Below are 25,844 nucleotides of genomic sequence, written 5' to 3'. Positions count from 1 at the left end.
CCTCGAGAAGGACGCCGCGCTCGAGCGCCGCTTCCAGCCGATCCAGGTGCCCGAGCCGTCGATCGCCGACACGATCGAGATGCTCAAGGGCATCCGCGACCGCTACGAGGCCCACCACCGCGTCACCATCACCGACGAGGCCCTCGTCTCGGCCGCCACCCTGGCCGACCGCTACATCTCCGACCGCTTCCTGCCCGACAAGGCCATCGACCTCATCGACGAGGCCGGCTCGCGCCTGCGCATCCGCCGCATGACGGCCCCGGCCGACCTGCGCGAGTACGACGACAAGATCGGCGAGGTGCGCCAGCGCAAGGAGGCCGCGATCGACGGCCAGGACTTCGAGGCCGCCGCTCGCCTGCGCGACGAGGAGACGCAGCTCATCCTCGCCAAGTCCGAGCGCGAGAAGCAGTGGCGCTCCGGCGACATGGACGAGGTGGCCGAGGTCGACGAGGAGCTCATCGCCGAGGTGCTGGCGGTCGCCACGGGCATCCCGATCGTGAAGCTCAGCGAGGAGGAGTCCACCCGTCTGCTCAAGATGGAGGACGAGCTCCACAAGCGCGTCATCGGTCAGGACGAGGCGGTGCGCGCCCTCAGCCGCGCGATCCGCCGCACCCGGGCCGGCCTGAAGGACCCCAAGCGTCCCGGCGGCTCGTTCATCTTCGCCGGTCCGTCCGGTGTGGGTAAGACCTGGCTGTCCAAGACGCTGGCGGAGTTCCTCTTCGGCGACGAGGACGCCCTCATCCAGCTCGACATGAGCGAGTTCGGCGAGAAGCACACCGTCTCGCGCCTCTTCGGCTCGCCTCCGGGCTACGTGGGCTACGAGGAGGGCGGCCAGCTCACCGAGAAGGTGCGCCGCAAGCCGTTCTCGGTCGTGCTCTTCGACGAGGTCGAGAAGGCCCACCCCGACATCTTCAACAGCCTGCTGCAGATCCTGGAGGAGGGTCGCCTGACCGACTCCCAGGGTCGGGTCGTGGACTTCAAGAACACCGTCATCATCATGACCACGAACCTCGGCTCGCGCGACATCGGCAAGACCGTGGGCCTGGGCTTCGGCGGCGGCGACGCGGCCGGCTCCTACGAGCGCATGAAGGCCAAGGTCTCCGACGAGCTCAAGCAGCACTTCCGCCCCGAGTTCCTCAACCGAGTCGACGAGATCATCGTCTTCCCGCCGTTGAGCCAGGAGCAGATCATCGCGATGGTCGACAACATGATCGCCGCGGTCGAGGTCCGACTGAAGGACCGCGACATGAAGCTCGAGCTCACCCAGGCCGCGAAGAACCTGCTCGCCGAGCGCGGCTTCGACCCGGTCCTCGGCGCCCGTCCGCTGCGGCGCACGGTGCAGCGCGAGATCGAGGACGTCCTGGCCGAGAAGATGCTCTACGGCGAGGTCGGCCCCGGCCAGATCGTGCTCGTGGACGCCGAGGGCACCGGCGCCCAGGCCGCCTTCACGTTCGCGGGCCAGAAGGTCGGCGAGCTGCCGGACCTCCCGCCGCTGGAGACGGTCGGCGAGGGTCCCGCCGAGGGCGAGGGCCCCAGCGAGGGCATCGACCTGTCGAAGGACTGAGCCACCGGCCCGAGGGCTGAACCCGCGCCAGCGGGATACCTCGGCTGCGTCACGACCCGCCCCGGATACGCTCCGGGGCGGGTCTGACTCGTTCTCGGGGTCCTTGCCGCGGGGCTCAGGGGAGGGCGTAGCGCCCCTCGCTCGTGCGGACGACGAGCCCGTCGGCGAGGAGCGAGTCGAGCGCGCGGCGGCGCTGCGCCTCGTCGTCCCAGGCGTCGTCCAGGCGCTCGGCGGCGACCTCGCCGGGCGCGTCGCGCAGCACGGCGAGCAACCGCCCGCGGCACTGTCGGTCGGTGCCGGCCCAGGCCTGCACCGGCCGGGGCGGACCGTCGTAGGCCGGAGCGCCGGCCGCCTGCCAGGCGCACGCCTGCTGCACCGGGCAGCCGGCACAGCGCGGCCGCTCGGCGGTGCACACCAGCGCCCCGAGCTCCATGATCGCCACCGACCAGGTGGCGGCCGTCGCCGCCTCGTGGGGCAGCACCGCCGCGCCGAGGTCGCGCTCGGCGCGGTTGATGCTGCGTGCCGGGAACTCCACGCCCTGCACAGCGCGCGCCAGCACCCGGCGCACGTTGGTGTCGAGCACGACCTGGCGGCGGCCGTAGGCGAAGGATGCGATCGCCGCGGCGGTGTAGTCGCCCACGCCGGGCAGCTCGATCAGCTGCTCGTAGGTGTCGGGCACCTCGCCACCGTGCTGCTCCACGATCGCCGTCGCCGCGGCGTGCAGACGCAGTGCCCGGCGGGGGTAGCCCAGCCGCCCCCAGGCCCGGACGGCCTCGCCGACGGGCTCGGCGGCCAGGTCACCGGGGTGCGGCCACCGCTCCAGCCAGGCCTCGTGCACCGGCAGCACCCGCGCCACCGGGGTCTGCTGCAGCATGAACTCGCTGACCATCACCGACCACGCCCCGGCCTCGGGGCGCCGCCACGGCAGGTCGCGCGCGTGCTCGTCGTACCAGTCCAGGATCGGCTCCACGAGCTCGCGCTGGTAGGCCTCGTGCCCGCTCTGCTGCCCCGTCTGCTGCCCCGTCTGCTGCTCCGTCTGCTTCGCCATGGCGCCCCCATTGTGACGACCCGCTCCGCCGAGGAGGCACCCCTGGTGCGCCGACGTGGCAGGGATGGGGCGACGGGAGGGCCGATTCCGGCGCCCCCGGCGGGTCCCGCAGGATCCGACGCCGACGGTGGCCTACCGTCGGCAGGTGCCGTCCTCGCCGTCCGCGCGCCCGCGCTCGCCGCGCCTGCCGGCCAGTGTCTACTGGCGGCGGCGCCTGTTCGTCGTCGGCCTCGCGGCCTCGCTGGTGTTCACGATCGCCCAGCTGCTCGCCGGTGGCGGCGACGGCCGCGATCGCGCCCCGGCCGCTCAGCAGGCCGGAGCCGCCCTCAGCGCGCTGCCCGGCGACGCGACGTCGTCCGCGGCTGGCCAGGGCACAGCGCCGACGGCCCCGCCGACCACCTCACCGACGCCGGCGGCACCGACCAGCAGCGCACCTGCCGTGCCCGACGGTCCGTGCAGTCCGGACGAGGTGCGCATCGCCCCGAGTGTGGCCAAGGGAGCGGCGGCTGGTCGCGATGTCACCATCACCCTCGCCCTGACGACCCTCGCGCGCCCGGCCTGCACCTGGACCGTCGGGGCGACGACGGCGGCCGTCACCGTGGCCGACGCCGACGGCCCCGTGTGGACGACGAGCCAGTGCGCGCGTGCGTTCCCGGCCCAGGCGGTCGTGGTCCGTCGCGACGAGCCGACCGCGGTGAGGCTGGTGTGGAACGCCCGTCGCTCCGACGCCGGCTGCAGCCGCCGCACGACCTGGGTGCTGCCCGGCGACTTCGAGGTGGCTGCGGCACCGCTGGGCGGTGAGCCCACCTCCAGCGCGTTCACGCTCGCCAAGCCCGCGCCGCGCAAGGTCGTGGTGACGGTTCCGCCGAAGCCGAGCACGGCCAAGCCGACGCGCCCCACGAACTGAGCGCGGGGGCCGACGGCCCCACGCGAGGGATCAGACGTAGCGCTCGAGGATGGTCGACTCGGCGAGGCGGCTGAGGCCCTCACGGACGCTGCGCGCGCGCAGCTCGCCGACGCCCTCGACGACCTGGAGATCGTCGATGCCGGCCGAGAGCAGCTTCTGCAGGGTGCCGAAGTGGTCGACGAGACCCTCGATGACGGTGGAGGGCAGGCGCGGCACCTTGGTGAGGAGCCGGTAGCCGCGCGGGGCCACGGCCCCGTCGAGGTGCTCGCCGGCGCCGATGCCGAGCACCTTGGCCACCGCCGAGGGGTCGACGAGGTCGGTGGCCGAGAGCTGCTCGAGCTTGCCCAGGAGCTCGTCGGGCTCGCGGCTGCGACGACGCGAGGGGACGTAGTCGCGGATCACGAGCTCGCGCTCGGTGTCGACGCCCGTGACGAGCTCCTCGAGCTGGAGGGCGAGGAGTCGGCCGTCGGTGCCGAGCTCGAGCACGTAGTCCTCGATCTCGCGAGCGATGCGGGTGACCATCTCCAGGCGCTGAGCCACGACCGCCACGTCGCGGACGGTCACGAGGTCCTCGATCTCGAGGGCCGAGAGCGTGCTCGAGACCTCGTCGAGGCGCAGCTTGTAGCGCTCGAGGGTGGCGAGTGCCTGGTTGGCGCGCGACAGGATCTGGCCGGAGTCCTCCAGCACGTGGCGGGTGTCGCCGACGTAGGCGGCGATGATCTGCATCGACTGCGACACCGAGATCACCGGGTGGCCGGTCTGCTTGGCGACGCGGTCGGCCGTGCGGTGCCGCGTGCCCGTCTCCTCCGAGGGGATCGACTGATCGGGCATGAGGTGCACGGCGGCGCGGACGATGCGGTTGAGGGCGCCGTCGACGATGATCGCGCCGTCCATCTTGGCGAGCTCACGCAGCCCGGTGGCGGTGAACGGGACGTCGAGCTCGAACCCGCCGGTGCACAGGCTGTCGACCAGCCGGTCGTGGCCGATCACGATGAGGGCACCGGTGCGACCGCGCAGGATGCGTTCGAGGCCGTCGCGCAGCGGCGTGCCGGGCGCGATCGAGGCCAGTGTGTCGCGCAGGCGAGGGTCGGTGGAGGCGACCACTGCCCAACTCCCTTCGTGTGGCCCCGCCGGGGGGAGCGAGACGGGTGCGACCCCGCGCCGCACGCTCGTACCTTATCGACGCCCGCCCACCCGGCCGCGCTCCACGGCTCGCCCGGGGTGTCCGAGGCGGTCGCCGATCACTGCACGCCGTCGCCCTCGAGCACCTCGAGGGCGTGCTTGGTGCGCCGGTCGAGGTGCAGCAGGCGCAGTGCGGAGGCGATGTCGGGCGCCTCGATCACCCGCATGCCATCGACGCTGCGCTCGGCGGGGCCGCGGCGCACGCCGCGCGCCTGGCCGGGGTCGGCGGGCACGAGCGCGGTCTGGAACCCGAGGCGGGCGGCCTCGGCCAGGCGCTGGGGCAGGTCGCGGACCCGTCGCAGCTCACCGGACAGACCGATCTCGCCCATGGCCACCACGCCGGCCGGCGGTGCCGAGACCAGGTGGGCGGAGGCGACCGCCACCGCCAGGGCGAGGTCGCTGCCGGGGTCGGTGAGCCGGGCGCCGCCCACGGTGGAGGCGAAGACGTCGTGCTGGTGCAGCTTGAGGCCGCAGTGCTGCTGCAGCACGGCCAGGACCATCGCGAGGCGGGAGCCGTCGACACCCGAGGTGGTGCGCCGCGGCCGCTCCGAGGGCGAGAGCGTGACGAGCGACTGCACCTCGGCCAGCACCGGACGACGCCCCTCCATCGTGACGGCGACACAGCTGCCCGGCACCCGGCCGTGGTGGCGCTCGACGAAGAGCCCGGTGGGGTCCTCGACGGCCGTGATGCCCTCGGGGCCGAGGTCGAAGCAGCCGACCTCGTCGACCGGGCCGAAGCGGTTCTTGACCGCGCGCAGCATGCGGAAGCGGGAGTTGCGATCGCCCTCGAAGTGCAGGACGACGTCGACGAGGTGCTCCAGCACGCGCGGGCCGGCGATGGCGCCGTCCTTGGTGACGTGGCCGATCATCACGACGGTGATGTCGCGGCTTTTCGCCATGCGCACCAGGGCCTGGGCGACCTCCTTGACCTGCGTGACGCCGCCGGGCACGCCGTCGACGTCGGCCGCGCCGATGGTCTGCACCGAGTCGACCACCACCATCGAGGGCTTCACGGCGTCGATGTGGGTGAGCACGGCGCCGAGGTCGGTCTCGGCGGCGAGGTAGAGCTCGTCGTGGATGCCGCCGGTGCGGTCGGCGCGCAGCCGCACCTGCGCCGCCGACTCCTCGCCGGTGACGTAGAGCGTGCGCTGGCGGCGCTCGGCGGTGCGGGCGGCCACCTCGAGCACGAGTGTGGACTTGCCGACGCCCGGCTCGCCCGCGAGCAGCACCGCGGCGCCCGGCACCAGCCCGCCGCCGAGCACCCGGTCGAGCTCGGGGACGCCGGAGCGGTGGTGCACCGCCCGGTCGGCGCTGACGCTGCCGATGGGGACCGCCGGCGAGGTGACGGGCGCCGCGGAGGTGCGCGAGGAGCCGCCGCCGCGCGGACCCGCGGACGCGGCGACCTCGGCCACCGAGCCCCACGTCTGGCACTCCGCGCAGCGGCCGACCCATTTGGGCGCCGTCCACCCGCACTCGCTGCAGCGATAGGTCGAACGTGTTTTCGAACCGGCCATGGCGCCGACCGTACGGGAAGCCCCCGACACTTGCCCGGCGGACGCGCCCGACGTGCGAGGATCAGGGCCGTGCCCGCCTCGGAGGACCCCCGCCCGCCGGCCACGCTGGCCGACGTCGCCGAGCGTGCCGGCGTCTCGCGCCAGACGGTGTCGAACGCCATCAACAACCCCGACCTGCTGCGGGCCGACACGCTCGCGCGGGTGCAGGCGGCGATCGAGGAGCTCGGCTACTCGCCCAACCACGCTGCGCGCCAGCTGCGCACCCGCTCGTCGCGGCTGGTCGGGCTGCGCCTCGGCCCGGCCCAGGAGTTCACCGCCAACATGGCGATGGACCGCTTCGTCCGCTCGCTGGTGGAGGCCTCGCGGGCCGTCGGCTACCACGTGCTGCTCTTCTCGGGCGGTCCGACGCCCAAGGGCGAGCAGCCCGACCCGCTCGGCGGCTACGACGACCTGCTCCGCTCCACCGCGGTCGACGCCTTCGTCGTCACCGACACCTACTTCGGCAACCTCCAGACCGACGCGCTGACCCGTCGCCGCGCTCCGTTCGTCGCCTTCGGGCGCCCCTGGGACGACCCGGCCGCCGCCCACCCGTGGGTCGACGTCGACGGTGCCGCGGGTGTCGAGCTCGCCACCGAGCACCTCCACGCGCAGGGTCACCAGCGCATCGCCTGGATCGGCTGGCTGCCCGGCTCGCGCATCGGCGAGGACCGCCGCTCCGGCTGGCACCGGGCGATGGCCGCCCGCTCACTCGTCACCGCCGGCTTCGAGTCGGCCGTCGACGACACCGTGGACGCCGGCCGCCTCGCCGCGCTCGCCCTGCTCGACGCGGTGCGTCCCACCGCCTTCGTCTGCGCGTCCGACACCCTCGCCGTGGGCGTCGTCCGCGCCTTGCGCGAGCGGGGCCTGCGCGTGGGGGTGGACGCCGCGGTCGTCGGGTTCGACGACTCCCAGGTCGCCCAGGTGCTCGGCATCACCTCGGTGCGCCAGCCGCTGGAGTCGGTGGCGGTGAGCCTCGTCGAGGCGCTCTCGGCCCTCCTCGGCCCCGGCGAGGCGCCGGCCGGCGGGCGGTTGCTGCCGCCGACCCTTGCGGTGCGCGAGTCCAGCGGCACCTGAGCGGGGTGCGTCGGCGGCGCGCTCAGTGCGCGCGGCTCCACAGGGTGACCGCGTAGTCGACCTCCAGGCCGTCGTGGTGGCGCAGCGCCTCCTCGGCGGCCGCCGGCGGCAGCTCGATGCGCACCACCGCCTCGAGGTCGGCGCGGGAGGTGAAGCGCCACCCCATGTCGACGCGGTCGAGGGTCCAGCCGCGCGTGGCCCAGAAGCGCTCGATCTCCGCGGCCGGGGGCAGGTGCGGGAAGCCCCGCCGGAACCAGGCGCCGAAGGTGGAGCGCGAGGTGTCGTTGTCGATGATCAGCGCGGTGCCGCCCGGACGCAGCACGCGCGCCACCTCGGCGAGCCCCGGCTCGCAGCCGGGTCCGAAGAAGTACGCCCACCGCGCGTGGACGACGTCCACCGAGGCCTCCGGCAGCGGGATCGCCTGCGCGGTGCCCGCCCGCAGCTCGACGTCCGCGGGCACGGGATGGCGGCGCAGGCGCCGGGCGGCCAGGCGCAGCAGGCCGGGATGGGGTTCGACGCCGATCACGCGGGCGGCGTCCTCACCGAAACGGGGGAGGTGGAAGCCGGAGCCGCACCCGAGGTCGAGGACGACGCGCCCGGTCCAGTCGGCGCGGGCGCGCATCGTCGTCCACAGTCGGCCATCGGGGTCGGCGGCGCGGTTCTCCACCTCGTACGTGGCGGTGTGCTGCCAGATGTTCGGGCTCGGCACGGCGCCGGGCAGCGGACGCTCGCCGGCGTGGTGGCCCGGGTGCCGCCCGGGTGGGCGGTCAGCGGTGCTCAGATGCGGACGATGCCGTTGGCGGTCTGGACCTGGGCGGCGAGGATGCCGGGGGTGCCGTGCGGGGCGACCCACTCGACCTTGACGTCCTCGAGCGGCGCCTCGACCGACTCGCCCAGCCACTCGCTGACCCGCTGGGGGTCGCCGGCGATCTCGATGCCGGCCAGCGACACGGTGCCGTCGCAGCCGCGCGAGGGGTGGAGGTCGGCGGGGACGTCCCACTGCAGGAAGAAGGGCAGCTGCGGGTCGGCGATGAGGCCGTTGATGCCGATCTGCTTCCAGCGCAGCTCGGTGCCGTCGGGCCGGTGCCGCGAGCCGGGCACGGCGGAGCGGCCGAGGCGGCCCTCGACAATCGTGATGTCGGGCACCGCGACCGCCCAGCCGAGCCAGCCGCCGCCGAGGGCGGAGCGGGCCTTGACCGCCTGACCGAACGGCGCCTTGTCGGACGCCGGGTGGTCGAGCGCCTCGACGACCTCGATGTAGGTGTCGTCGGTGAGCGGCAGCACCATGTTGCGGGTGCCGAAGCGCGGGTGCACGCCGCCGTCGGTGAACTCGTGCCCGATCGCCGCGGAGAGGCGGGCGGCGGTGGCGGCGAGACCGTCGGGTCCGGCGGCGTACGAGAGGTGGTCCAGGCGCATGTCGACCATTCTGAGGAACCGCTGAGAGATCTTCCGCATCGGGGTCGCTGTCTCTTGACGTCGAGATGACGACACGCCGTGTGGCAGCCCGGATCGACGGCGTGTCGCCTGCGCGCGAGCGCTCGCCCGCGCCCCGCTCACCGGGGTTCGGTCATGCTCGACGGCATGCAGATCCAGGAGTCCCGCGTCCTCGTCGTCGGCGCCACCGGCGTGCTCGGCGGCGTCCTCGCCCGCGCCCTCGTCTCCCGCGGCGCCCGCGTGGCGCTGGCCGGCCGCGACGCCGAGCGCCTCGCGGCCCTCGGCGGCGAGCTCGACGCGCCCACCCTGGCCTTCGACGCCTACGACCTCGACGGCGCCGCCGCCCTGCCGGCCGCCGCGCGGGAGGCGCTCGGTGGCCTCGAGGGCGTCGTCGTCGCGGCGGGCGCGGTGGCGTTCGGCCCCACCGACGACACGGGCGAGGAGATCGCCGAGCACCTGTTCACGGTCAACGCCCTGGCCCCCATCGCCGTGCTGCGCTCCGCGCTGCCCCTGCTCGAGAAGGGCGGCGCGGTCGCAGCGATCACCGGCGTCGTCGCCGAGCGTCCGATGGCGGGCATGGCGGCCTACTCGGCCAGCAAGGCCGCGCTCGGCGCCTGGCTCACGGCTGCGCGCACCGAGCAGCGGCGCCGGGGCGTCGGCGTCCTCGAGGCCGTGCTGCCGCACATGGACACCGGCCTGGTCGACCGCGCCATCGCCGGCACGCCGCCCAAGCTCCCCGCCGGCGAGGACGTCGACGCGGTCATCGCCCGCGTGCTCGACGCGTGGGAGGCCGGCGAGCGCCAGGTGCACTGAGCCCCGGCGTCCCTCCCGGCAGGGCGCGACTCACCGCGACTCAGCGCGACTCAGCGCGACTCAGCGCGGGTCGGCCGGGTGGAGTGCGAGCGCCGAGCGCGAGCGCACGTGCGCCTCGCAGTGCACGACGAGCTCGTCGTAGGCCTCGGCGCCGATGAGCGCCACCAGCTCGGCCCGATTGGTCACGTACACCGGCTCGGCAGCCACGTGGGCCTCGGTGTTGCCCGAGCAGTACCAGTCGAGGTCGTGGCCGCCCGGGCCCCAGCCGCGGCGGTCGTACTCGCTGATGCTCACCTCGGTGTAGGCGGTGCCGTCGATGCGCTCGACCTCGCGGAAGGTGCGGCGGATCGGGAGCTGCCAGCACACGTCGGGCTTGGTCTCGAGGTGCTCGCGGCCCTCCTTGATCGCCAGCGCGTGCAGGGCGCAGCCCGCGCCACCGGCGAAACCGGGGCGGTTGGAGAACACGCAGGAGCGCTGGCCGTCGACCTCGTGCGCGCGGGTCTTGCGCTCGCCGTCCTCGTCCTTCTCGACCCAGTCGCGACGGCGCACGGGGCGGCCCGGGTGGAACTGCCACTCCTCGGGGGAGAGGCGGTCGACGAAGGTCTTGACCCGCGCCTCGTCGTCGCGGTCGGAGAAGTGGGCGCCGAGGGTGCAGCAGCCGACGTCGGGGGAGTCGGCGTAGATGCCCGCGCACCCGCTCCCGAACACGCAGGTCCACGACGACGTGAGCCAGGTCAGGTCGCAGCGGAGGATCTCGGAGTCGTCGGCGGGATTGGCGAACTCCACCCACGCACGGGGGAAGTCGAGCGGGACCTCGGGCACCGGGTCAATCTAGACCCCGCCCCCGCGCCGCCCCCGGGCGCTCCCGGCCGCCACGCCCGCGCGTCCGCCCCGGGCGGGCGGGCGCCGCGGTGCGATCGCCTCCAGTACCGTGGTCGCATGCGTCTGGGCGTGCTGGACATCGGCTCCAACACCGGTCATCTCCTCGTCGTCGACGCCCACGACGGCGCCGCCCCGCTGCCGGCCTTCTCCTACAAGGAGCCGCTGCGCCTGGCCGAGCACCTGGACGACGCCGGCGACGTCACCCCCGCGGGCATCGACGCGCTCGCCGCCTTCACCGCGCAGGCCCTCGTGGTCGCCGAGGAGAAGGGCTGCGAGGAGATGCTCCCCTTCGCCACCTCCGCCGTGCGCGACGCCGGCAACTCCGAGGCCGTGCTGCAGCACGTCGCCGAGCGCACCGGCGTGCGCATCGAGGTCCTCGCCGGCGCGGACGAGGCGCGCCTGACCTTCCTGGCCGTGCGCCGCTGGTTCGGCTGGTCGGCGGGGCGCCTCGCCGTCTTCGACATCGGCGGCGGTTCGCTGGAGATCGCGGCCGGCGGCGACGAGCGCCCGGACGTCGCGTGGTCCCTGCCGCTCGGCGCTGCGCGCCTGGCGCGCGAGTTCGCCGGCCACCTCCCCTCAGGCGCCGGTCCGGCCGCCGCGCTGCGCTCGGCTGCCGCCGTTGACGCCGACGCCGCCGCCGACGCCGGCACCCCGCCGTCCTCCGAGGACGGCCCCAGCGTGTTCGTCGACGAGGACAAGCTGCGCGCGGTGCGCCGCCGCATCCGCGCCGACATCGCCCGCGACGCCGGCAACCTCCTGCGCGCCGGCACCCCGCACCGGGCGGCCGCGACCTCCAAGACCTTCCGGTCCCTCGCCCGCATCTGCGGGGCGGCGCCCTCCGGTGACGGGCCGCTGGTGCCGCGCAACCTCCCGCTGGCCGAGCTGCGCGCCTGGATCCCGAAGCTCGTGCAGATGACGCCGGAGGAGCTCGCCGCCCTGCCGGGCGTCTCACCCAGCCGCACCCACCAGATCGTGCCGGGCGCGCTCGTGGCCGAGGCCTGCATGGACATCTTCGACCTCGCGGCGCTCGAGATCTGCCCGTGGGCGCTGCGCGAGGGCGTCATCCTCGAGCGCCTCGACGGCTTCCGGGCGGCCGACGAGTCGTGAGCGATCGCCCGCGCATCGGACTCTCGACGAGCTCGGTCTACCCCGAGACCACCCCCCAGGCGTTCTCCTGGGCGGCGGCGCTGGGCTACGAGGCCATCGAGGTGATGGTGGGCGTCGACGCCGTGTCGCAGCGCGTCGACGAGGTTGCTGCGCTCTCCGAGCGCCACGGCGTGCCGGTGATCGCGGTGCACGCGCCCTGCCTGCTCTTCACCCAGAACGTCTGGGGCCTCGAACCCTGGCGCAAGCTCGAGCTCTCGGCGCAGATGGCCAGTGCGCTCGGCGCCGAGGTGGTCGTCGTCCACCCGCCGTTCCGCTGGCAGCGCGAGTACGCCCGCGACTTCGTCAACGGCATCGCCGCGCTCGAGGAGTCCTCGGGCATCGCGTTCGCGGTCGAGAACATGTACCCCTGGCGTGCCTCGAAGCGGCAGATCGAGATGTACCAACCCGGCTGGGACCCCTCGGAGGAGCCCTACGCCAACACCACCATCGACCTCTCCCACGCCGCGATCGCCCGGTCCGACCCGATCGCGATGGCCGAGCGGCTCGGCCCCCGCCTGCGCCACATCCACCTCACCGACGGCACCGACTCGGCGAAGGACGAGCACCTCGTGCCCGGCCGCGGCGACATCGGGGCCGCCGCCTTCCTGCAGCACCTGGCGGCCACGGGCTTCGCCGGCGAGGTCGTGCTCGAGATCAACACCCGCCGCTGCGCCGACCAGGACGAGCGCGAGCGCGATCTGCGCGAGGCGCTCGAGTTCGCCCGCACCCACCTGGCGCCGGCCGAGGTCCGCGGCACCGACTGACCGAACCCCGGATCCTCCTCGCCCACCGCCGCGGCGACCTGTCAGGGTGGTGGGCGTGACGACGAGGCGGACGGCGGGGCGGACGGCGATCATCGGCGCCGGAGTGATGGGCGAGACGCTGCTCTCGGGACTGCTGCGGGCCGGCCGCGCGCCGGAACAGCTGGTCGTGGTCGAGAAGCGGGCCGAGCGCGCCGACGAGCTCGCCGCCCGCTACGGCGTGGAGGTCGTGCCCGACGTGGCCGCCGCCGCGGCCGCCGACACGGTGCTGCTCGTGGTCAAGCCGCAGGACATGGCCGGCGTCCTCGCCGAGGTCGGCCCCGCGCTGGAGCCGGGACGACTCGTGGTGTCGCTGGCGGCCGGCATCACGACCTCCTTCATCGAGCAGCACGTCGCCGCTGGCGTGGCCGTGGTGCGGGTCATGCCCAACACCCCGGCGCTCGTCGACGAGGGGATGGCCGCGCTCTCGCCCGGCACCCACTGCGACGCCGAGCACCTCGCCGAGGCCGAGGCCCTGCTGGCGTCGGTGGGGCGCGTCGTCCACGTGCCGGAGGCCCAGCAGGACGCCGTGACCGCCATCAGCGGCTCCGGGCCCGCCTACGTGTTCTTCGTGGTGGAGGCCATGGTCGAGGCGGGCGTGCACCTCGGCCTGCCGCGCACGGTGGCCCACGAGCTCGCGGTGCAGACCCTGGTGGGCTCGGCCGCGATGCTCCGCGAGACCGGCGAGCACCCGGCCGTGCTGCGCGAGCAGGTCACCTCCCCGGGCGGCACCACCGCGGCGGCGCTGCGCGAGCTCGAGGTGCACGGCGTGCGCGCCGCCTTCCTCGCCGCCCTCGAGGCCGCGCGCGACCGCTCGCGACAGCTCGGCTCCTGAGCCGGCGGCGTCGGGCTCAGGCCGCCCACACCAGGTCGGCCAGCCGGCGCACTGAGCGCACCCCCGCCGCCCCCGCCGCCCCCGTGGACGACGCGTGCCGGCCGTGGCGGTCGAGCAGCCGCGCCTGCAGGCCCGCCCGCTGCGCGCCGAGGACGTCGAGGCGCAGCGAGTCGCCGACCATGAGCGTGTGCTCGGGTGCGGCGCCGAGGCGCTCGCACGCCGCGAGGTAGGCGCGCGGATCGGGCTTGGCCGCCGGCAGGTGCGAGGAGGCCAGCACCGGAACGTCGGAGCGCAGCAGGCCGGTGCGACGCAGCTTCTCGGTCTGCACGGCGTGCTCGCCGTTGGTGAGCACGCCCACCCGCAATCCCGCGGCCCGCGCGCCGTCGAGTGCGGAGGCGGCGTCGTCGAAGGCCCGCCAGGCGGCGCGGTAGCAGCCGAGGTAGCCGGCGTAGACGTCGTCGGCCAGGGCGTCGTCGGCGAGGTCCCACCCGGGCAGGAACTCGCGCACCCGGGTGCGGCGGTGCTCGACGTAGCTGATCTCGCGGCGCTGGGCGCGGGGGTAGTGGCGCGCCTCGAGGGCGAACCAGCGCTCGACGTGCTCCTCGAGGGCCTGGGGGTGCTCGGCCAGGCCCAGGCCGGCGAGCCAGGCGCGCAGGCCCCGCTCGGCGGCGCCGCGGTGGTCGACCAGGGTGTCGTCCAGGTCGAAGAGCAGCGCCCGGATCGTCATGGCGGGAGAGTCTGCCAGCGACCTCCGACAGCTCTCGGCCCAGCCTCGGCGAGATCGGTCGAACCCTTCTGGTCAAGGCGACACGCCGCGTCTCGAAAGTTTCACTGGTGAATCTCTTCCCCACCAGTCACATCTGGCCCTATTCTCACGTCTCAGGCGTCCGCAGGGATCACAGCTGGGGAAGGCGGTGACGGACGCGCAGAAAGCGTGGTTGTCATGGCCCCTTCGTCGCGCGAGCGCACCGAGTCACTCCCCGATCCGCAGTTCCTGACCATCGCCGAGGTGGCGAGCGTCATGCGGGTCTCGAAGATGACCGTCTACCGCCTGGTCCACGGCGGCGAGCTGCCCGCCGTCCGCGTCGGCCGCTCCTTCCGCGTCACCCGCGAGGACGTCGACGACTACCTGCGCAAGTCCTTCTACTCCGCCGGCTGAGGATCCGAGCGACCCGCTCGCCCTCGCGGCGCGGGCGCCCGCCCGCCGTCCACGTCCACCGCTGATTCACCCCGGCCGCGGGCGCCCCGATAGGCTGGCCCCCACCCCGGGACACGCCCGGGGCGGAGTGCGCGGCGCACGTCAGTCGCGTGTGTCGACATGGAGAGGTTCCCCGTGGGTTCTGTCATCAAGAAGCGTCGCAAGCGCATGGCCAAGAAGAAGCACCGCAAGCTGCTGAAGAAGACGCGCGTCCAGCGTCGCAAGCTCGGCAAGTGACCTGAGTCCGGCTCGTGCGCGAGCCGGACCATCGGCCCCCTCCGCCGCCACCGGCGGACCGGTGGGCCGGCGACACGTTGAGCCAGGGGTGAAGAGCAGGCCATGAGCGCCGACCGCACAGTGCTGGTCACCGGGGTCTCCCGCGACCTCGGGCGCACGTTCGCGCGCACGCTCGCCGGGCTGCCCGGCGTGGGTCGGGTCATCGGCGTCGACGTCGTGCCGCCCCGCGGCGACCTCGGCGACGTCGGCTTCGTGCGCGCCGACATCCGCACGCCGGTGATCGCCAAGGTGATCGCCAAGGAGGACGTCGACACGGTCGTCCACATGAGCGTCATCGCCACCCCCGGCTCGGCCGGCGGGCGCGGCACGATGAAGGAGCTCAACGTCATCGGCACGATGCAGCTGCTCGCCGCCTGCCAGAAGTCCGAGACCGTGCGCCAGCTCGTGGTGAAGTCCTCGACCACCGCCTACGGCGCCAGCAACCGCGATCCGGCCATGTTCACCGAGGACATGGAGCCGCGTCGTCCACCGCGCACCGGTTACGCCAAGGACGTCAGCGAGGTCGAGGGCTACGTGCGCGGTTTCGCCCGACGCCGACCCGACGTCGCGGTCACGATGCTGCGCTGCGCCAACGTGATCGGCCCGCGGGTGGTCAGCCCGCTCACCTCCTACCTCCGCCTCCCGGTGCTGCCCACCGTGCTCGGGTTCGACCCGCGGCTGCAGTTCCTGCACGAGAGCGACCTCTACCGGGTGCTCGCCCACGCCGTGGTCACCGAGCGGGCCGGCACCTTCAACGTCGCCGGCGAGGGCCTGCTCATGCTCTCGCAGGCCCTGCGCCGCATGGGCCGCGCCAGCGTGCCGCTGCCCGGCCTGGCCTTCGGTGGGCTCGGCTCGGCCCTGAAGTCCACCCGCGCCGCCGACCTTCCCCCCGAGCTTGTCGCCCTGCTGACCTTCGGTCGCGGCGTCGACACCACCCGCATGCGCGAGCAGCTCGGCTTCGAGCCCGCCTACAGCACCGCGGAGGCCTTCGCGGAGTTCGCGGCCTCGCTGCCGCCCGCGCCCCGCCGGGCCGAGCGCGCCCTCGCCACGCTGGCCGAGCGCCTGCCCGCCGCCGACGAGGGCCGCCCCCGACTGCTGGCCGTCACCGGAGGGGAGAGCTGAGCATGGGCGACGCCGACATCATCCCGATCGGGACCCGTGGTCGACCCGGCCGCGGGGCTGGCACCCGACCCTCGTCCGCCGCGCGCAACCTCGCCGGTGGACGACGCCCCGCGCGCGCCGCCGAGGCCGCTGAGACCACCGAGCCCGGCTCGGTCGACGACACCACCCCGACGCCGGACGCCGACGCCATCGTGCCGTCCCCGGAGCGCGCCGAGCCCGCTCCCGCGCCCGATCCGGAGATCCGGCAGCCCGCGCCTACCGCAGGCGACGGCGAGCGTCCCGTCGTCCTCGACGAGCCGGCTGCTCGGGCCGAGGTGCACGAGCGCGGTCTGAGCCCGCTGGCCGGCATCCCCACCAGCGACTGGCTGGCCGCCTTCCAGTCGGCCTCGCGCGAGCTCTTCGGCGAGCAGTGGGAGCCGCAGCTGGCGCGGTTCCTCGCGTTCCTGCGGCGCCGGATCACCGGCGACTACACCGTCGACGAGTACGGCTTCGACGCCGAGGTCACCGAGCAGTTCCTCATGGCGCTGGTGCGCCCGCTGGCGCAGAAGTGGTTCCGCATCGAGGTGCGGGGCATCGAGAACATCCCCACCACGGGCGGCGCGCTCGTCGTGTCGAACCACTCCGGCACCATCCCGCTCGACGGCGTGATGACGATGGTGTCCATCCACGACCACACCGGTCGCCACCTGCGTCCGCTCGGCGCCGACCTGGTCTTCCGCCTGCCGATGATCGGCGCGCTGGCCCGCAAGGGCGGCGCCACGCTCGCCTGCTCCGAGGACGCCGAGCGCATGCTGCGCGGCGGCGAGCTCGTCGGGGTGTGGCCCGAGGGCTTCAAGGGCATCGGCAAGCCGTTCTCCGAGCGCTACAAGCTGCAGCGCTTCGGCCGCGGCGGCTTCGTGTCGGCCGCCCTGCGCACGGGCGTGCCGATCGTCCCGCTCTCGGTGGTGGGTGCAGAGGAGATCTATCCGCTGGTCGGCAACATCCCCTCGCTGGCCCGCCTGCTGGGCGTGCCCTACATCCCGATCACGCCGTTCTTCCCGCTGCTCGGCCCGCTCGGGCTGGTGCCCCTGCCGTCGAAGTGGCTCCTGGAGTTCGGCGAGCCGATCCGCACCGACGAGTACGACGCCGGCGCCGCCGACGACCCGATGCTCGTCTTCGACGTCACCGACCAGGTGCGCGAGACCATCCAGCAGACGCTCTACACGCTGCTCGTGCAGCGTCAGTCCGTCTTCCGCTGACGCGTCGCCACTGCGCGCCGCGGCAGCGAGCGCTTGGCGCGCGCCGCGAGCCTCTGTCCTCTCGGCGAGCGAGAAGCCGGGTCAGCGGCCCAGGAGGCCGTCGACGGCGCCCGAGATCCCGCCGACCAGCGTGCCCCGCGTTGGGGAGGACGACGGCGAGGAGGCCGGCTTGGTCGGCTTCGAGCCGCCGGTGATGCCCTTGATCGTGTCGGTGACCTTGTCGACCGTCTCGTTCAACACGTTGCCCGAGGGGCTGCTGGTGGTCGGCAGGTCGGGGACGACGCCCGGCGCGCTCGGCGAGGACGACGCGCCGCCCTGGCGGCCCGGGGAGATCGACGTTCCGGGGGCCGACGGGGTCCGGCCGGGGGCATCTGAGGGCTGTGGGCCTCCGGTGAGCGGCGCGGTTCCGGTGCGGGTGAGCGAGGCGAGGTCGGGGAGGTCGCCGCTCAGCACCTTGCTGAGGCGCTGCAGGGCCCAGTCGGGCAGGTCGATGACGGCGCCGGCCGCGCAGGTCGGGCAGGCCTCCCAGGCAGCGGTGTCGACCCGCTTGACCGTCTGGGTGGCGGTGATCAGGATCGGGCGGCTCGACGCCGGCACCTGCGGGCTGAGGCGCCCCAGGACGCCCATGCTGTCGGAGGTGAAGTCGCGAAGGTCCGCGATCTGCGCCTGCGAGCCGGTGGCCGAGTAATCGTCGAGCGCGAGGTCGCCGGCCTCGCCGATCTGGTCGGTGAAGTCCTGCAGCGTGGCGGTGATCTGGTCGGCGTCGCGGTCGCGCGCGGTGAGCTGCTCCAGCTCGTCGAGGCGCGCCTGGGCGTGCTCGAGCAGGGTGGCGGCCTTGTCGGCGTCGTCGCGCTGGAGGTTGGTCTGGGCGTTCTCGATGGCCCGCTTCACCGGGTAGAGCGCGTCACCGGGCAGGGCTCCCTGCGAGGCGACGGCCATCGAACCGGTGGCTGAGACCACCGCGAAGCCGGCGACGAGCGCGGCGACGCGACGCTCGCGGGTGCCCCGGCGCTGGCGGGGGGTGAGCTTGGCGGCCAGCTCGGCCTCGGCTCGTGTGGGCTCGCGCTCGGCGGCGGCCACGAGCTGCGTGCGCAGCGAGGCGACGAAGTCGGGACGGGCTGCGGGCTCGGGGACGGCGCGGAGCGCTCCGACGAGCGCGAGCAGCTCGGCGTGCTCGCCGGACGCGGTGGCGCCGTCGGCGGAGCCCTCCAGGCCCTCGAGGAGGGCGTTGAACTCCTCGGCGCGGCGCGAGCTGATGTGCGGACGCATCACCGGGACCCTCCTCGTGCGGCCCAGGGAGCGATCCCGGGGCAGTGGACCTGACAGTGGTTCAACGTGAGGGCGGGCCCCCAGGTTACGGCGTGTCGCGCCTCACGCGGCACGGTGTGACCGATCGGTGGGACGAGCCGGGACGTCGTCCCGACTCGGCGGCTGTACCCCGGTGCGACGGTGCTCATGCGGGCGCTCATCGGAGGTCCTCCGGCATCGCCTTGGCCAGGTTGCGCACGCCGCGCAGCTGCAGCTGCTTGATCGCGCCCTCGCTGCGACCGAGCGCGGCCGCCGTCTCGGCGATGCTCATGCCCTGCAGGAAGCGCATGATGAGGCAGTCGCGCTGCTCGGTGGGCAGCTCGGTGAGCGCGCGCAGCAGGACCTCGTTGGTGAGGCCCGCCAGCACGGCGTTCTCGGGGCCCTCGGTGCTGGCGTCGTGCTGACCCATGTCCTCGGTGGTGAGCTCCAGCCGCGTGCGCCCCGCCTTGAAGTGGTCGGTGGCGAGGTTGCGCGCGATGGTCATGAGCCAGGCGCCGAAGTCCTTGCCCTGCCAGCGGAAGGACGACATGTTGCGCAGCGCGCGGAAGAAGGTCTCCGAGCAGAGGTCCTCGGCCACCACCACCGAGCGGGTGCGGTAGTAGAGGAAGCGGTACACGGCCGGCTGGTAGTGGTCGTAGAGCTGGCCGAACGCTTCGGCGTCGCCGCCGCGGGCGAGCTCGACGAGGGCGATCAGGCGCTCGCGGGCCTCGGGGGAGTCCTCCGAGGACGTCGCCAGGGTGGCGTCGTCGAAGGATCCGGGTCCGTCCGGCACCTCCGCGTGCGCCTCGCTCGCGAGCCACCGGGGGCCGCTGGACGTCGAGGTCGCCCCGCGGCGACCGGCCGTGGCGCTCGCGCCGTAGGCCGACGCGGGCGCGGGGGTGCCGTCGAAGGCGCTGAGCGCCTCGAGCACGGCGTCACGCAGGGCGTCGAGCCCTCGCGCGAGATTCTCCCCGACCACTTCGTCGACCCTTCCTGTCTCCCCGTCCAGCATCGTAGGGCGGATCGGCGCCGAGCGACACCGGATCCTGGCAACCGATCGACCACCCTCGTCGGCGCCCTCATGGCCCGTTGTGACTAGCGGGCGGGGCGGCCGGGCGGCTGGGCGCTCCCTGTGCGGGAAGGGGAGCCCGCCGAGTGCGGGAGGGGCTCAGCCGCGGCCGCGGAGCAGTCGGCGACGCGCGACCGCGCCCGCCAGCGATGCCCCGGCGGCGGCCGAGCCGAGCATCAGGCCAGCGCGGGCGGCCTTGCGCCCGGTGCGGTAGTCACGCACTCGCCACCCGGCGGAGCGGGCGTGGGCACGCAGCCGCGGATCGGGGTTGATGGCGCAGGGGTCGCCCACCATGCCGAGCATGGGCAGGTCGTTGTAGGAGTCGCTGTAGGCCGAGCAGCGCGCCAGGTCGAGCCCCTCGCGCTCGGCGAGGGCCTCGACGGCCACCGCCTTGGCAGGTCCGTGCAGGAGGTCGCCGACGAGCCGGCCGGTGTAGACGCCGTCGACGTGCTCGGCGACGGTGCCGAGGGCTCCGGTGAGGCCCAGGCGGCGAGCGATGATGGTGGCGATCTCGATCGGTGCGGCGGTGACGAGCCAGACCCGCTGGCCCTGGTCGAGATGCATCTGCGCCAGCGCGCGGGTGCCCGGCCACACGCGGTGTGCCATCGCCTCGTCGAAGATCTCCTCGCCGATCTCCTCGAGCTCGGCCACGGTGTGGCCGGCGATGAAGGCGAGTGCGGAGTTGCGGGCCTCGGCGACGTGCTCGGGGTCCTCCACGCCCGCGATGCGGAAGTAGGTCTGCTTCCACGCGGCGTTGAGCAGGTCGCGGGTGCTGAAGAAGTCGCGGCGGTAGAGCCCCCGGGCGAAGTGGAAGATGCTGGCGCCCTGCATCACGGTGTTGTCGACGTCGAAGAAGGCCGCGGATGTCGCGTCGGCCGGCGTGGTGAGCGCGTGCTCCACCTCTGCGGCCGCGGCCGCGGCCTCCCCCGCCAGTCGCGAGCGCTGCTGCAGATCGAGTCGCCGCGTCCGATCGCCCGCCATGGGCGTCACTCTAGGGCGCACCCGCCCCCGAACGGGCTGCTGCCACACTGCCGGTGTGCAAGAGCGTGCTCCCCGTCGAGGCCTGCGGTGGCGCAGGGGCCGGTCGGATCGCGCGGCGGCCCCCGACTCCGCCGACGTCGAGGCCCCCGACCCCGCGCCGCCGCAGACGGCGCCCGGCACCGACGGCTCGAGCCGCGTCGTCCTCTACACCCGGCCGGGCTGCCACCTGTGCGACGACGCCCGTGAGGTCGTCGCGGCCGTGTGCACCGAGCTGGGCGAGACCTTCGCCGAGGTCTCCATCGACGACGAACCCGAGCTCGCGCGCCGCTTCGCCCACGAGATCCCGGTGACCTTCGTCGACGGACGCCAGCACGACTTCTGGCGCGTCGACCCGACCCGCCTGCGCCGCGCCCTGGGGGGCTGAGGTCCCGGGTCGAGATTTGGTTCTCACATTCACAAGCTCCTACCCTTGAGGAGTCGCGTCGCACCCGCCGGGCGCGGCTGGAAAGTGGAGCTGTGACTGCACGGAGTTCGACGGACGCCACCCGGGTGATCCCGGAGGCCACGGTCGCCCGCCTGCCTGTCTACCTGCGGGCGCTGACGGGCCTGGCCGAGCGTGGCATCCGCACCTGCTCCAGCGAGGACCTCGCCGGAGCCGCTGGCGTCAACAGCGCCAAGCTGCGCAAGGACCTCTCCTACCTCGGCAGCTACGGCACCCGCGGAGTCGGCTACGACGTCGACTACCTGCGCTACCAGATCGCCCGCGAGATCGGCGTCACCCAGGACTGGCCCGTGGTGATCGTCGGCATCGGCAACCTCGGCCACGCCCTCGCCAACTTCTCCGGCTTCCGCAGCCGCGGCTTCCGCGTCGTGGCCCTGCTCGACGCCGATCCCGAGCTGATCGGCCGCACGGTCGCCGGCGTCGAGGTCGAGCCCTTCGACGACCTGGAGACCATCGTGCGCACCCACGACGTGGCGATCGGCGTCATCGCCACGCCGGCCTTCGCCGCCCAGGGAGTGGCCGATCGCATGGTCGCGGTCGGCATCACCAGCATCCTCAACTTCGCGCCCGCCGTGCTCGCGGTGCCCGAGGGCGTCGACGTCCGCAAGGTCGATCTGTCGATCGAGCTGCAGATCCTGGCCTACCACGAGCAGCGCAAGGCCGGAGCGCCCGCCGTCGACCCCGGCGAGGCGCCTGCCGCCGTCGGCGTCCGCGCGGACGGCGACCTGCGCGCGGCCGGAGGCGGCTCGTGAGCGTCCTCGTGGTGGGCATCTCCCACAACTCCGCCCCGGTCGCGCTGCTCGAGCGCGTCGCGCTCGACGACGACGGCGTGCAGCGCATCACCACCGAGGCCGCCGCGTGCGAGCACGTCAGCGAGGCCACGGTGATCTCCACCTGCAACCGCCTGGAGATCTACACCGAGGTCGAGCGCTTCCACGGCAGCATCGAGCAGCTCTCGCGACTCCTCGTCGAGCGGGCCGGCGGCTCGGTCGAGGCGATGCTGCCGCACCTGTACGTCCACTACGACGACGGTGCGATCTCGCACCTGTTCCAGGTGGCTGCGGGCATGGACTCCATGGCGCTGGGCGAGGGTCAGATCCTCGGTCAGACCCGCGAGGCCCTGCGCCGCGGTCAGGAGCTCGGCACCGTCGGCCCCGCCCTCAACCTCCTCTTCCAGCAGGCCCTGCGCGTGGGCAAGCGCACGCGGGCCGAGACCGAGATCGACCAGGTCGCCCCGACCCTCGTGAGCGCCGCTCTCGAGCAGACGCGGGCGCACGTGGGCGAGCTGGAGGGCAAGCATGTCGTGGTCGTCGGCGCCGGCGCCATGGCCGGGCTCGCCACCGCCACCGCGCACCGGCTGGGTGCGGGCGAGCTCGTCGTCCTCAACCGCTCGCTCGAGCGGGCGCACCGCCTCGCCGCGCAGTACGACGGTCGCCCAGCGCCCCTGGGCGACCTCGCCGCCGAGCTCGCGAAGGCCGACGTCCTCATCAGCTGCACCGGCTCCTCGGGCACCGTGGTCGACCGCGAGGTCGTAGCCGCGGCCCGGGTCGACGCGGACCGCCCGCTCTCCCTCATCGACATCGCCCTGCCGCACGACGTCGACCGCGCCGTCGCCGACCTGCCCGGGGTGCAGCTGGTGGGTCTCGCCGAGCTGTCCGAGGCGCTCCAGGGCGGCGCCACCGGCGAGGAGGTCGCCGACGTGCGCCGCATCCTGGGCGAGGAGGTCACCGCCTTCCTCGCCGCGCGGCGCCAGGCCAGCGTCACGCCCACGGTCGTCGCGCTGCGCTCGATGGCCACCGCCGTGGTGGACGCCGAGATGGCCCGCCTCGAGGGGCGACTCACCGACCTCGACCCCCACGTGCGCGCCGAGATCCGCCAGACCGTGCGACGGGTGGCCGACAAGCTGCTCCACGAGCCCACCGTCCGGGTCAAGGAGCTCGCCAACGAGCAGGGGGCGGTGTCCTACGCGGCCGCACTCGCCGAGCTCTTCGCCCTCGACCCCGAGGCCGTCGACGCCGTCACGCGCCCGGTGGGCGTCGAGGAGGCGGGGGCATGAGCGCCGAGCCGACGGCCCCGGCCGCCACGAACGCCACACCGCTGCGCATCGGCACCCGCCGCAGCGCTCTGGCCACCACCCAGTCCGGTCACGTCGCCGACGCCATCACCGCGGCCACCGGCGTGGCCACCGAGCTCGTCGAGATCACCACCGACGGCGACCGCAGCCAGGCCGCGGGCACGCCGCTGGCGGGTGCGGCGTCCACGGGCGTGTTCGTCAGCGCGCTGCGCGAGGCGCTGCTCGCCGGCGACATCGACGTGGCCGTGCACTCCCTCAAGGACCTCCCCACCTACCCGGCCGCGGGCCTCGTGCTGGCCGCCGTGCCGGTGCGCGAGGACTCCCGCGACGTCGTCGTCGCCCGCGACGGGTTGACTCTCGGCGAGCTGCCGCCCGGCTCGCGGGTCGGCACTGGCTCGCCGCGTCGCGTCGCGCAGATCCACGCGCTGGGCCTCGGCCTCGAGCTGGTCGGCCTGCGCGGCAACGTCGACACCCGCATCGGTCGGGTGCGCAGCGGCGAGCTGGACGCCGTCGTCCTCGCGCGGGCCGGACTGGCCCGGCTCGGCCGCCTCGAGGAGGCCACCGAGGTGCTCGACCCGCTGCAGGTGCTGCCCGCTCCGGGTCAGGGCGCGCTCGCGGTGGAGTGCCGTGCCGACGACGCCGCCACCCACGAGGTGCTCCGCCACCTCGACCACCCCGACACCCGGGCCGCCGTCGCCGCCGAGCGCGCCACCCTCGCGCGCCTCGAGGGCGGCTGCTCCGCACCCATCGGGGCGCTGTGCGACCTCGTCGAGGGTGAGGAGGGCCCCGAGCTGTGGCTGCGCGCCGTGGCGCTGTCGAACGACGGCTCCCTGTCGGTGCGTCGCGCGGCCTCGAACGCGCTCCCGGTCGGGGCCGCCCAGTGGGAGCAGATCGGTGCCCGGCTCGGCACCGAGCTCGCCGAGGAGATGCTCGCCGCCGGCGCGGGCGACCTCGACGAGCCTCCCGATCCCGGCCCCGGGCCGATACCCCCCGCCGACGACCCGGCGAACCCGAGCTCCCACCCGTCCGCACGATCTGCAGAGGTGCACACCCCATGACGCGAGCCACGGCAGCCTCCTCGGCTGCGACTCCCGCCCCCGCGACCGCCCAGCCCGGCGGCGTCGCCTTCGTCGGCACCGGCCCCGGAGACCCCGACCTGCTCACCGTGCGGGCCGTGCGTCTCATCGAGGACGCCGACGTGGTCATCACCGAGGAGCCCCACCACGCCGACCTCGTGGCGGTCGTGCGCGCCCGCGCCGCGGCGGCGGACGGCGTCGTCCCGAGCGTTGCCGCGGACGACGACGAGGCGGCCGACGGCCCCGAGCTCGTCGACGGCGGCTTCGGCGAGGACGGCCAGCCCCTCACCCACGCCGCGCGCGCGAAGGTCGTGCTCAAGCAGGCCAAGCGCGGGCTGCGCGTCGTCCGCCTGCTCGGCGGCGACCCCTTCCTCTACGCCTCCGGGCCCGAGGAGGCGCAGGCGGTGGCCAAGGCCGGCCTCGGCTTCGAGATCGTCCCCGGTGTCTCCTCGGTCGGTGCCGTGCCCGCCTACGCCGGCATCCCGCTCACCACCAAGGACCACCGCGAGGTCGCCGTCGTCACGTGCGGCGACAAGGTCGACTGGTCCCGCTACGTCGACACCCCGACCCTCGTTCTGCTCTCGGCCGTGGGTCAGATCGGCGACATCGCCGCGCAGCTCGTCGCCGCCGGTCGCTCGCCGCAGACCCCGGTCGCGATGACCCGGGTCGGCACCACCACCGAGCAGCAGACGGTCACCTCCACGCTGGCCGACATCGCCGCCGAGGCGCGCGCCGCCCGCATCGCCCCGCCGGCGATCGTGGTCGTCGGCGCGGTCGTCGACCTGCGCGAGAAGCTGTCGTGGTTCGAGACCAAGCCGCTGTTCGGTTGGCGCGTGCTGGTGCCGCGCACGAAGGAGCAGTCGGCCTCGGTGTCGGCCCGCCTGCGCGGCTACGGCGCCGTGCCCGAGGAGGTGCCCACCATCTCGGTGGAGCCCCCGCGCAACCCGCAGCAGATGGACAAGGCCGTGCGCGGCCTGGTCGAGGGCCGCTACGAGTGGATCGCGTTCACCTCGGTCAACGCCGTGAAGGCCGTGCGCGAGAAGTTCGAGGAGTACGGCCTCGACGCCCGCGCCTTCTCGGGCCTCAAGATCGCGGCCGTGGGCGACAAGACCGCCCGCGCCATCGCCGACTGGGGCCTGCGAGCCGACCTCGTGCCCTCCGGCGAGCAGTCGGCGGCCGGTCTGCTGGCCGACTGGCCCGAGTACGACGAGCAGCTCGACCCCATCAACCGGGTCTTCCTGCCGCGTGCCGACATCGCCACCGAGAACCTCGTCGCCGGTCTCATCGACCTCGGCTGGGAGTGTGACGACGTCACGGCCTACCGCACCGTGCGCGCGGCCCCGCCGCCGGCGCCCACGCGCGACGCGATCAAGACGGGCAAGTTCGACGCGGTCGTCTTCACCTCCTCCTCGACCGTGCGCAACCTCGTCGGCATCGCCGGCAAGCCGCACCCGTCCACGGTGATCGCCGTCATCGGCCCCGCCACGGCCAAGACCGCCGAGGAGCACGGCCTGCGGGTCGACGTCCTCGCCTCGAAGCCCGACGTCGACCTCCTCGTCGACGCGCTGGCCGACTTCGGTGCCACGCGCCGCGCCGCGATGATCGAGGCCGGCGAGCCCGTCACCAAGCCCAGCGACCGCAAGCCCTCCGCCCGCCGCCGCAAGGCCTGATCAGGCGGCCCCGGGGCCAGCCCGCCTCGTGACGCTCCGCCTCATGTAACTACGTGTTCGTGTACCTACCAGGGTGGTCGACCACCCTGGTAGAGCACCGAACACGTAGTTAC

General features: G+C 74.1%; 26 protein-coding genes. 16 read left to right on the top strand and 10 right to left on the bottom strand.

Annotated features, from left to right (window positions below):
* A partial coding sequence (locus ACERUN_RS13830) for an AAA family ATPase (RefSeq protein ID WP_370290592.1) occupies positions 1-1,564 on the top strand: 1,564 nt, incomplete at its 5' end.
* Positions 1,565-1,679: 115 nt separating this feature from the next.
* Here ACERUN_RS13830 and ACERUN_RS13825 read toward each other — a convergent pair.
* On the bottom strand, positions 1,680-2,612 hold the full coding sequence (locus tag ACERUN_RS13825) for an A/G-specific adenine glycosylase (protein ID WP_370290591.1): 933 nt from the start codon (positions 2,610-2,612) through the stop codon (positions 1,680-1,682).
* 145 nt (positions 2,613-2,757) lie between these two features.
* Here ACERUN_RS13825 and ACERUN_RS13820 point away from each other — a divergent pair, with 145 nt between their 5' ends.
* Positions 2,758-3,519, top strand: coding sequence for a hypothetical protein (locus ACERUN_RS13820; RefSeq protein ID WP_370290590.1), 762 nt, complete (start codon positions 2,758-2,760; stop codon positions 3,517-3,519).
* Positions 3,520-3,549: 30 nt separating this feature from the next.
* Here ACERUN_RS13820 and disA read toward each other — a convergent pair whose 3' ends face one another.
* The gene (gene disA / locus ACERUN_RS13815; RefSeq protein WP_370290589.1) at positions 3,550-4,623 is read right to left on the bottom strand and encodes a DNA integrity scanning diadenylate cyclase DisA; all 1,074 of its coding nucleotides are present in this window, start codon (positions 4,621-4,623) and stop codon (positions 3,550-3,552) included.
* A 137-nt stretch (positions 4,624-4,760) separates the two neighbouring features.
* Positions 4,761-6,215 carry a DNA repair protein RadA gene (radA, locus tag ACERUN_RS13810; protein ID WP_370290587.1) on the bottom strand — a complete coding sequence of 485 codons (1,455 nt, stop codon included), beginning with the start codon at positions 6,213-6,215 and terminating at the stop codon, positions 4,761-4,763.
* Between the two features lie 69 nt (positions 6,216-6,284).
* Here radA and ACERUN_RS13805 point away from each other — a divergent pair, with 69 nt between their 5' ends.
* A complete protein-coding gene (locus ACERUN_RS13805; protein WP_370290586.1) occupies positions 6,285-7,328 on the top strand; it encodes a LacI family DNA-binding transcriptional regulator in 1,044 nt (347 codons plus the stop codon).
* A gap of 22 nt (positions 7,329-7,350) precedes the next feature.
* Here ACERUN_RS13805 and ACERUN_RS13800 read toward each other — a convergent pair whose 3' ends face one another.
* Together ACERUN_RS13800 and ACERUN_RS13795 are read right to left on the bottom strand one after the other, a co-directional pair.
* Positions 7,351-8,037, bottom strand: coding sequence for a class I SAM-dependent methyltransferase (locus tag ACERUN_RS13800; protein ID WP_370290585.1), 687 nt, complete (start codon positions 8,035-8,037; stop codon positions 7,351-7,353).
* 68 nt (positions 8,038-8,105) lie between these two features.
* Positions 8,106-8,744 carry a VOC family protein gene (locus ACERUN_RS13795; protein WP_370290584.1) on the bottom strand — a complete coding sequence of 213 codons (639 nt, stop codon included), beginning with the start codon at positions 8,742-8,744 and terminating at the stop codon, positions 8,106-8,108.
* Between the two features lie 165 nt (positions 8,745-8,909).
* Here ACERUN_RS13795 and ACERUN_RS13790 point away from each other — a divergent pair, with 165 nt between their 5' ends.
* The gene (locus ACERUN_RS13790) at positions 8,910-9,575 is read left to right on the top strand and encodes an SDR family NAD(P)-dependent oxidoreductase (RefSeq protein ID WP_370290583.1); all 666 of its coding nucleotides are present in this window, start codon (positions 8,910-8,912) and stop codon (positions 9,573-9,575) included.
* A gap of 60 nt (positions 9,576-9,635) precedes the next feature.
* Here the strand turns inward: ACERUN_RS13790 and ACERUN_RS13785 are convergent, their stop codons facing one another.
* Positions 9,636-10,397 (bottom strand): hypothetical protein, encoded by a 762-nt coding sequence (locus tag ACERUN_RS13785; RefSeq protein WP_370290582.1) that lies wholly within the window; start codon positions 10,395-10,397, stop codon positions 9,636-9,638.
* Positions 10,398-10,514: 117 nt separating this feature from the next.
* On the opposite strand from ACERUN_RS13785, the gene ACERUN_RS13780 reads away from it, so the two are divergent.
* From ACERUN_RS13780 to proC, 3 genes are read left to right on the top strand one after another with little or no spacing between them, the layout of a single operon-like run.
* The gene (locus ACERUN_RS13780; protein ID WP_370290581.1) at positions 10,515-11,564 is read left to right on the top strand and encodes a Ppx/GppA family phosphatase; all 1,050 of its coding nucleotides are present in this window, start codon (positions 10,515-10,517) and stop codon (positions 11,562-11,564) included.
* Entirely contained in the window at positions 11,561-12,367 is an 807-nt protein-coding gene (locus ACERUN_RS13775) for a sugar phosphate isomerase/epimerase family protein (protein ID WP_370290580.1), read from the top strand. Before ACERUN_RS13780 ends, ACERUN_RS13775 begins: the two co-directional genes overlap by 4 nt.
* 55 nt (positions 12,368-12,422) lie before the next feature.
* Positions 12,423-13,238: a pyrroline-5-carboxylate reductase gene (gene proC / locus ACERUN_RS13770; RefSeq protein ID WP_370290579.1), complete on the top strand. Its 816-nt coding sequence runs from the start codon at positions 12,423-12,425 to the stop codon at positions 13,236-13,238.
* A 16-nt stretch (positions 13,239-13,254) separates the two neighbouring features.
* Here the strand turns inward: proC and ACERUN_RS13765 are convergent, their stop codons facing one another.
* Positions 13,255-13,965, bottom strand: a complete 711-nt coding sequence (locus ACERUN_RS13765; protein ID WP_370290578.1) for an HAD family hydrolase — start codon at positions 13,963-13,965, stop codon at positions 13,255-13,257.
* Positions 13,966-14,181: 216 nt separating this feature from the next.
* Between ACERUN_RS13765 and ACERUN_RS13760 the strand changes: the two genes are divergently transcribed.
* The 4 genes from ACERUN_RS13760 (at position 14,182) to ACERUN_RS13745 (ending at position 17,072) form a co-directional block, all read left to right on the top strand.
* Complete coding sequence (locus tag ACERUN_RS13760; protein ID WP_370290577.1) at positions 14,182-14,397, top strand: helix-turn-helix domain-containing protein; 216 nt, start codon at positions 14,182-14,184, stop codon at positions 14,395-14,397.
* A gap of 174 nt (positions 14,398-14,571) precedes the next feature.
* On the top strand, positions 14,572-14,673 hold the full coding sequence (locus ACERUN_RS13755) for a 30S ribosomal protein bS22 (protein WP_008356322.1): 102 nt from the start codon (positions 14,572-14,574) through the stop codon (positions 14,671-14,673).
* Positions 14,674-14,775: 102 nt separating this feature from the next.
* Positions 14,776-15,834 (top strand): NAD-dependent epimerase/dehydratase family protein, encoded by a 1,059-nt coding sequence (locus ACERUN_RS13750; protein ID WP_370290576.1) that lies wholly within the window; start codon positions 14,776-14,778, stop codon positions 15,832-15,834.
* A gap of 2 nt (positions 15,835-15,836) precedes the next feature.
* Positions 15,837-17,072, top strand: a complete 1,236-nt coding sequence (locus ACERUN_RS13745) for a 1-acyl-sn-glycerol-3-phosphate acyltransferase (RefSeq protein ID WP_370290575.1) — start codon at positions 15,837-15,839, stop codon at positions 17,070-17,072.
* An 81-nt stretch (positions 17,073-17,153) separates the two neighbouring features.
* Here ACERUN_RS13745 and ACERUN_RS13740 read toward each other — a convergent pair whose 3' ends face one another.
* The 3 genes from ACERUN_RS13740 to ACERUN_RS13730 all read right to left on the bottom strand — a co-directional run bounded on the left by ACERUN_RS13740 (position 17,154) and on the right by ACERUN_RS13730 (position 20,409).
* On the bottom strand, positions 17,154-18,341 hold the full coding sequence (locus ACERUN_RS13740) for a DUF5667 domain-containing protein (protein WP_370290574.1): 1,188 nt from the start codon (positions 18,339-18,341) through the stop codon (positions 17,154-17,156).
* Between the two features lie 196 nt (positions 18,342-18,537).
* Positions 18,538-19,338, bottom strand: coding sequence for a sigma-70 family RNA polymerase sigma factor (locus ACERUN_RS13735; RefSeq protein ID WP_370290573.1), 801 nt, complete (start codon positions 19,336-19,338; stop codon positions 18,538-18,540).
* A gap of 189 nt (positions 19,339-19,527) precedes the next feature.
* Positions 19,528-20,409 carry an HAD family hydrolase gene (locus ACERUN_RS13730; RefSeq protein ID WP_370290572.1) on the bottom strand — a complete coding sequence of 294 codons (882 nt, stop codon included), beginning with the start codon at positions 20,407-20,409 and terminating at the stop codon, positions 19,528-19,530.
* Positions 20,410-20,464: 55 nt separating this feature from the next.
* Between ACERUN_RS13730 and ACERUN_RS13725 the strand changes: the two genes are divergently transcribed.
* From ACERUN_RS13725 to ACERUN_RS13705, 5 genes are all read left to right on the top strand, one after another.
* On the top strand, positions 20,465-20,833 hold the full coding sequence (locus ACERUN_RS13725; protein WP_370290571.1) for a glutaredoxin family protein: 369 nt from the start codon (positions 20,465-20,467) through the stop codon (positions 20,831-20,833).
* Positions 20,834-20,925: 92 nt separating this feature from the next.
* Positions 20,926-21,663: a redox-sensing transcriptional repressor Rex gene (locus ACERUN_RS13720; RefSeq protein ID WP_370290570.1), complete on the top strand. Its 738-nt coding sequence runs from the start codon at positions 20,926-20,928 to the stop codon at positions 21,661-21,663.
* Entirely contained in the window at positions 21,660-22,967 is a 1,308-nt protein-coding gene (locus ACERUN_RS13715) for a glutamyl-tRNA reductase (protein WP_370290568.1), read from the top strand. Before ACERUN_RS13720 ends, ACERUN_RS13715 begins: the two co-directional genes overlap by 4 nt.
* Positions 22,964-24,043 (top strand): hydroxymethylbilane synthase, encoded by a 1,080-nt coding sequence (hemC, locus tag ACERUN_RS13710; RefSeq protein ID WP_370290566.1) that lies wholly within the window; start codon positions 22,964-22,966, stop codon positions 24,041-24,043. The genes ACERUN_RS13715 and hemC overlap by 4 nt, the downstream gene beginning before the upstream one ends.
* Positions 24,040-25,731: a uroporphyrinogen-III synthase gene (locus ACERUN_RS13705; protein WP_370290565.1), complete on the top strand. Its 1,692-nt coding sequence runs from the start codon at positions 24,040-24,042 to the stop codon at positions 25,729-25,731. The genes hemC and ACERUN_RS13705 overlap by 4 nt, the downstream gene beginning before the upstream one ends.
* Positions 25,732-25,844: the final 113 nt, after the last annotated feature.

It is taken from the genome of Nocardioides sp., assembly GCF_964229035.1.
GTDB lineage: Bacteria > Actinomycetota > Actinomycetes > Propionibacteriales > Nocardioidaceae > Nocardioides.
This window is presented reverse-complemented; position numbering and strand designations above follow the sequence as displayed.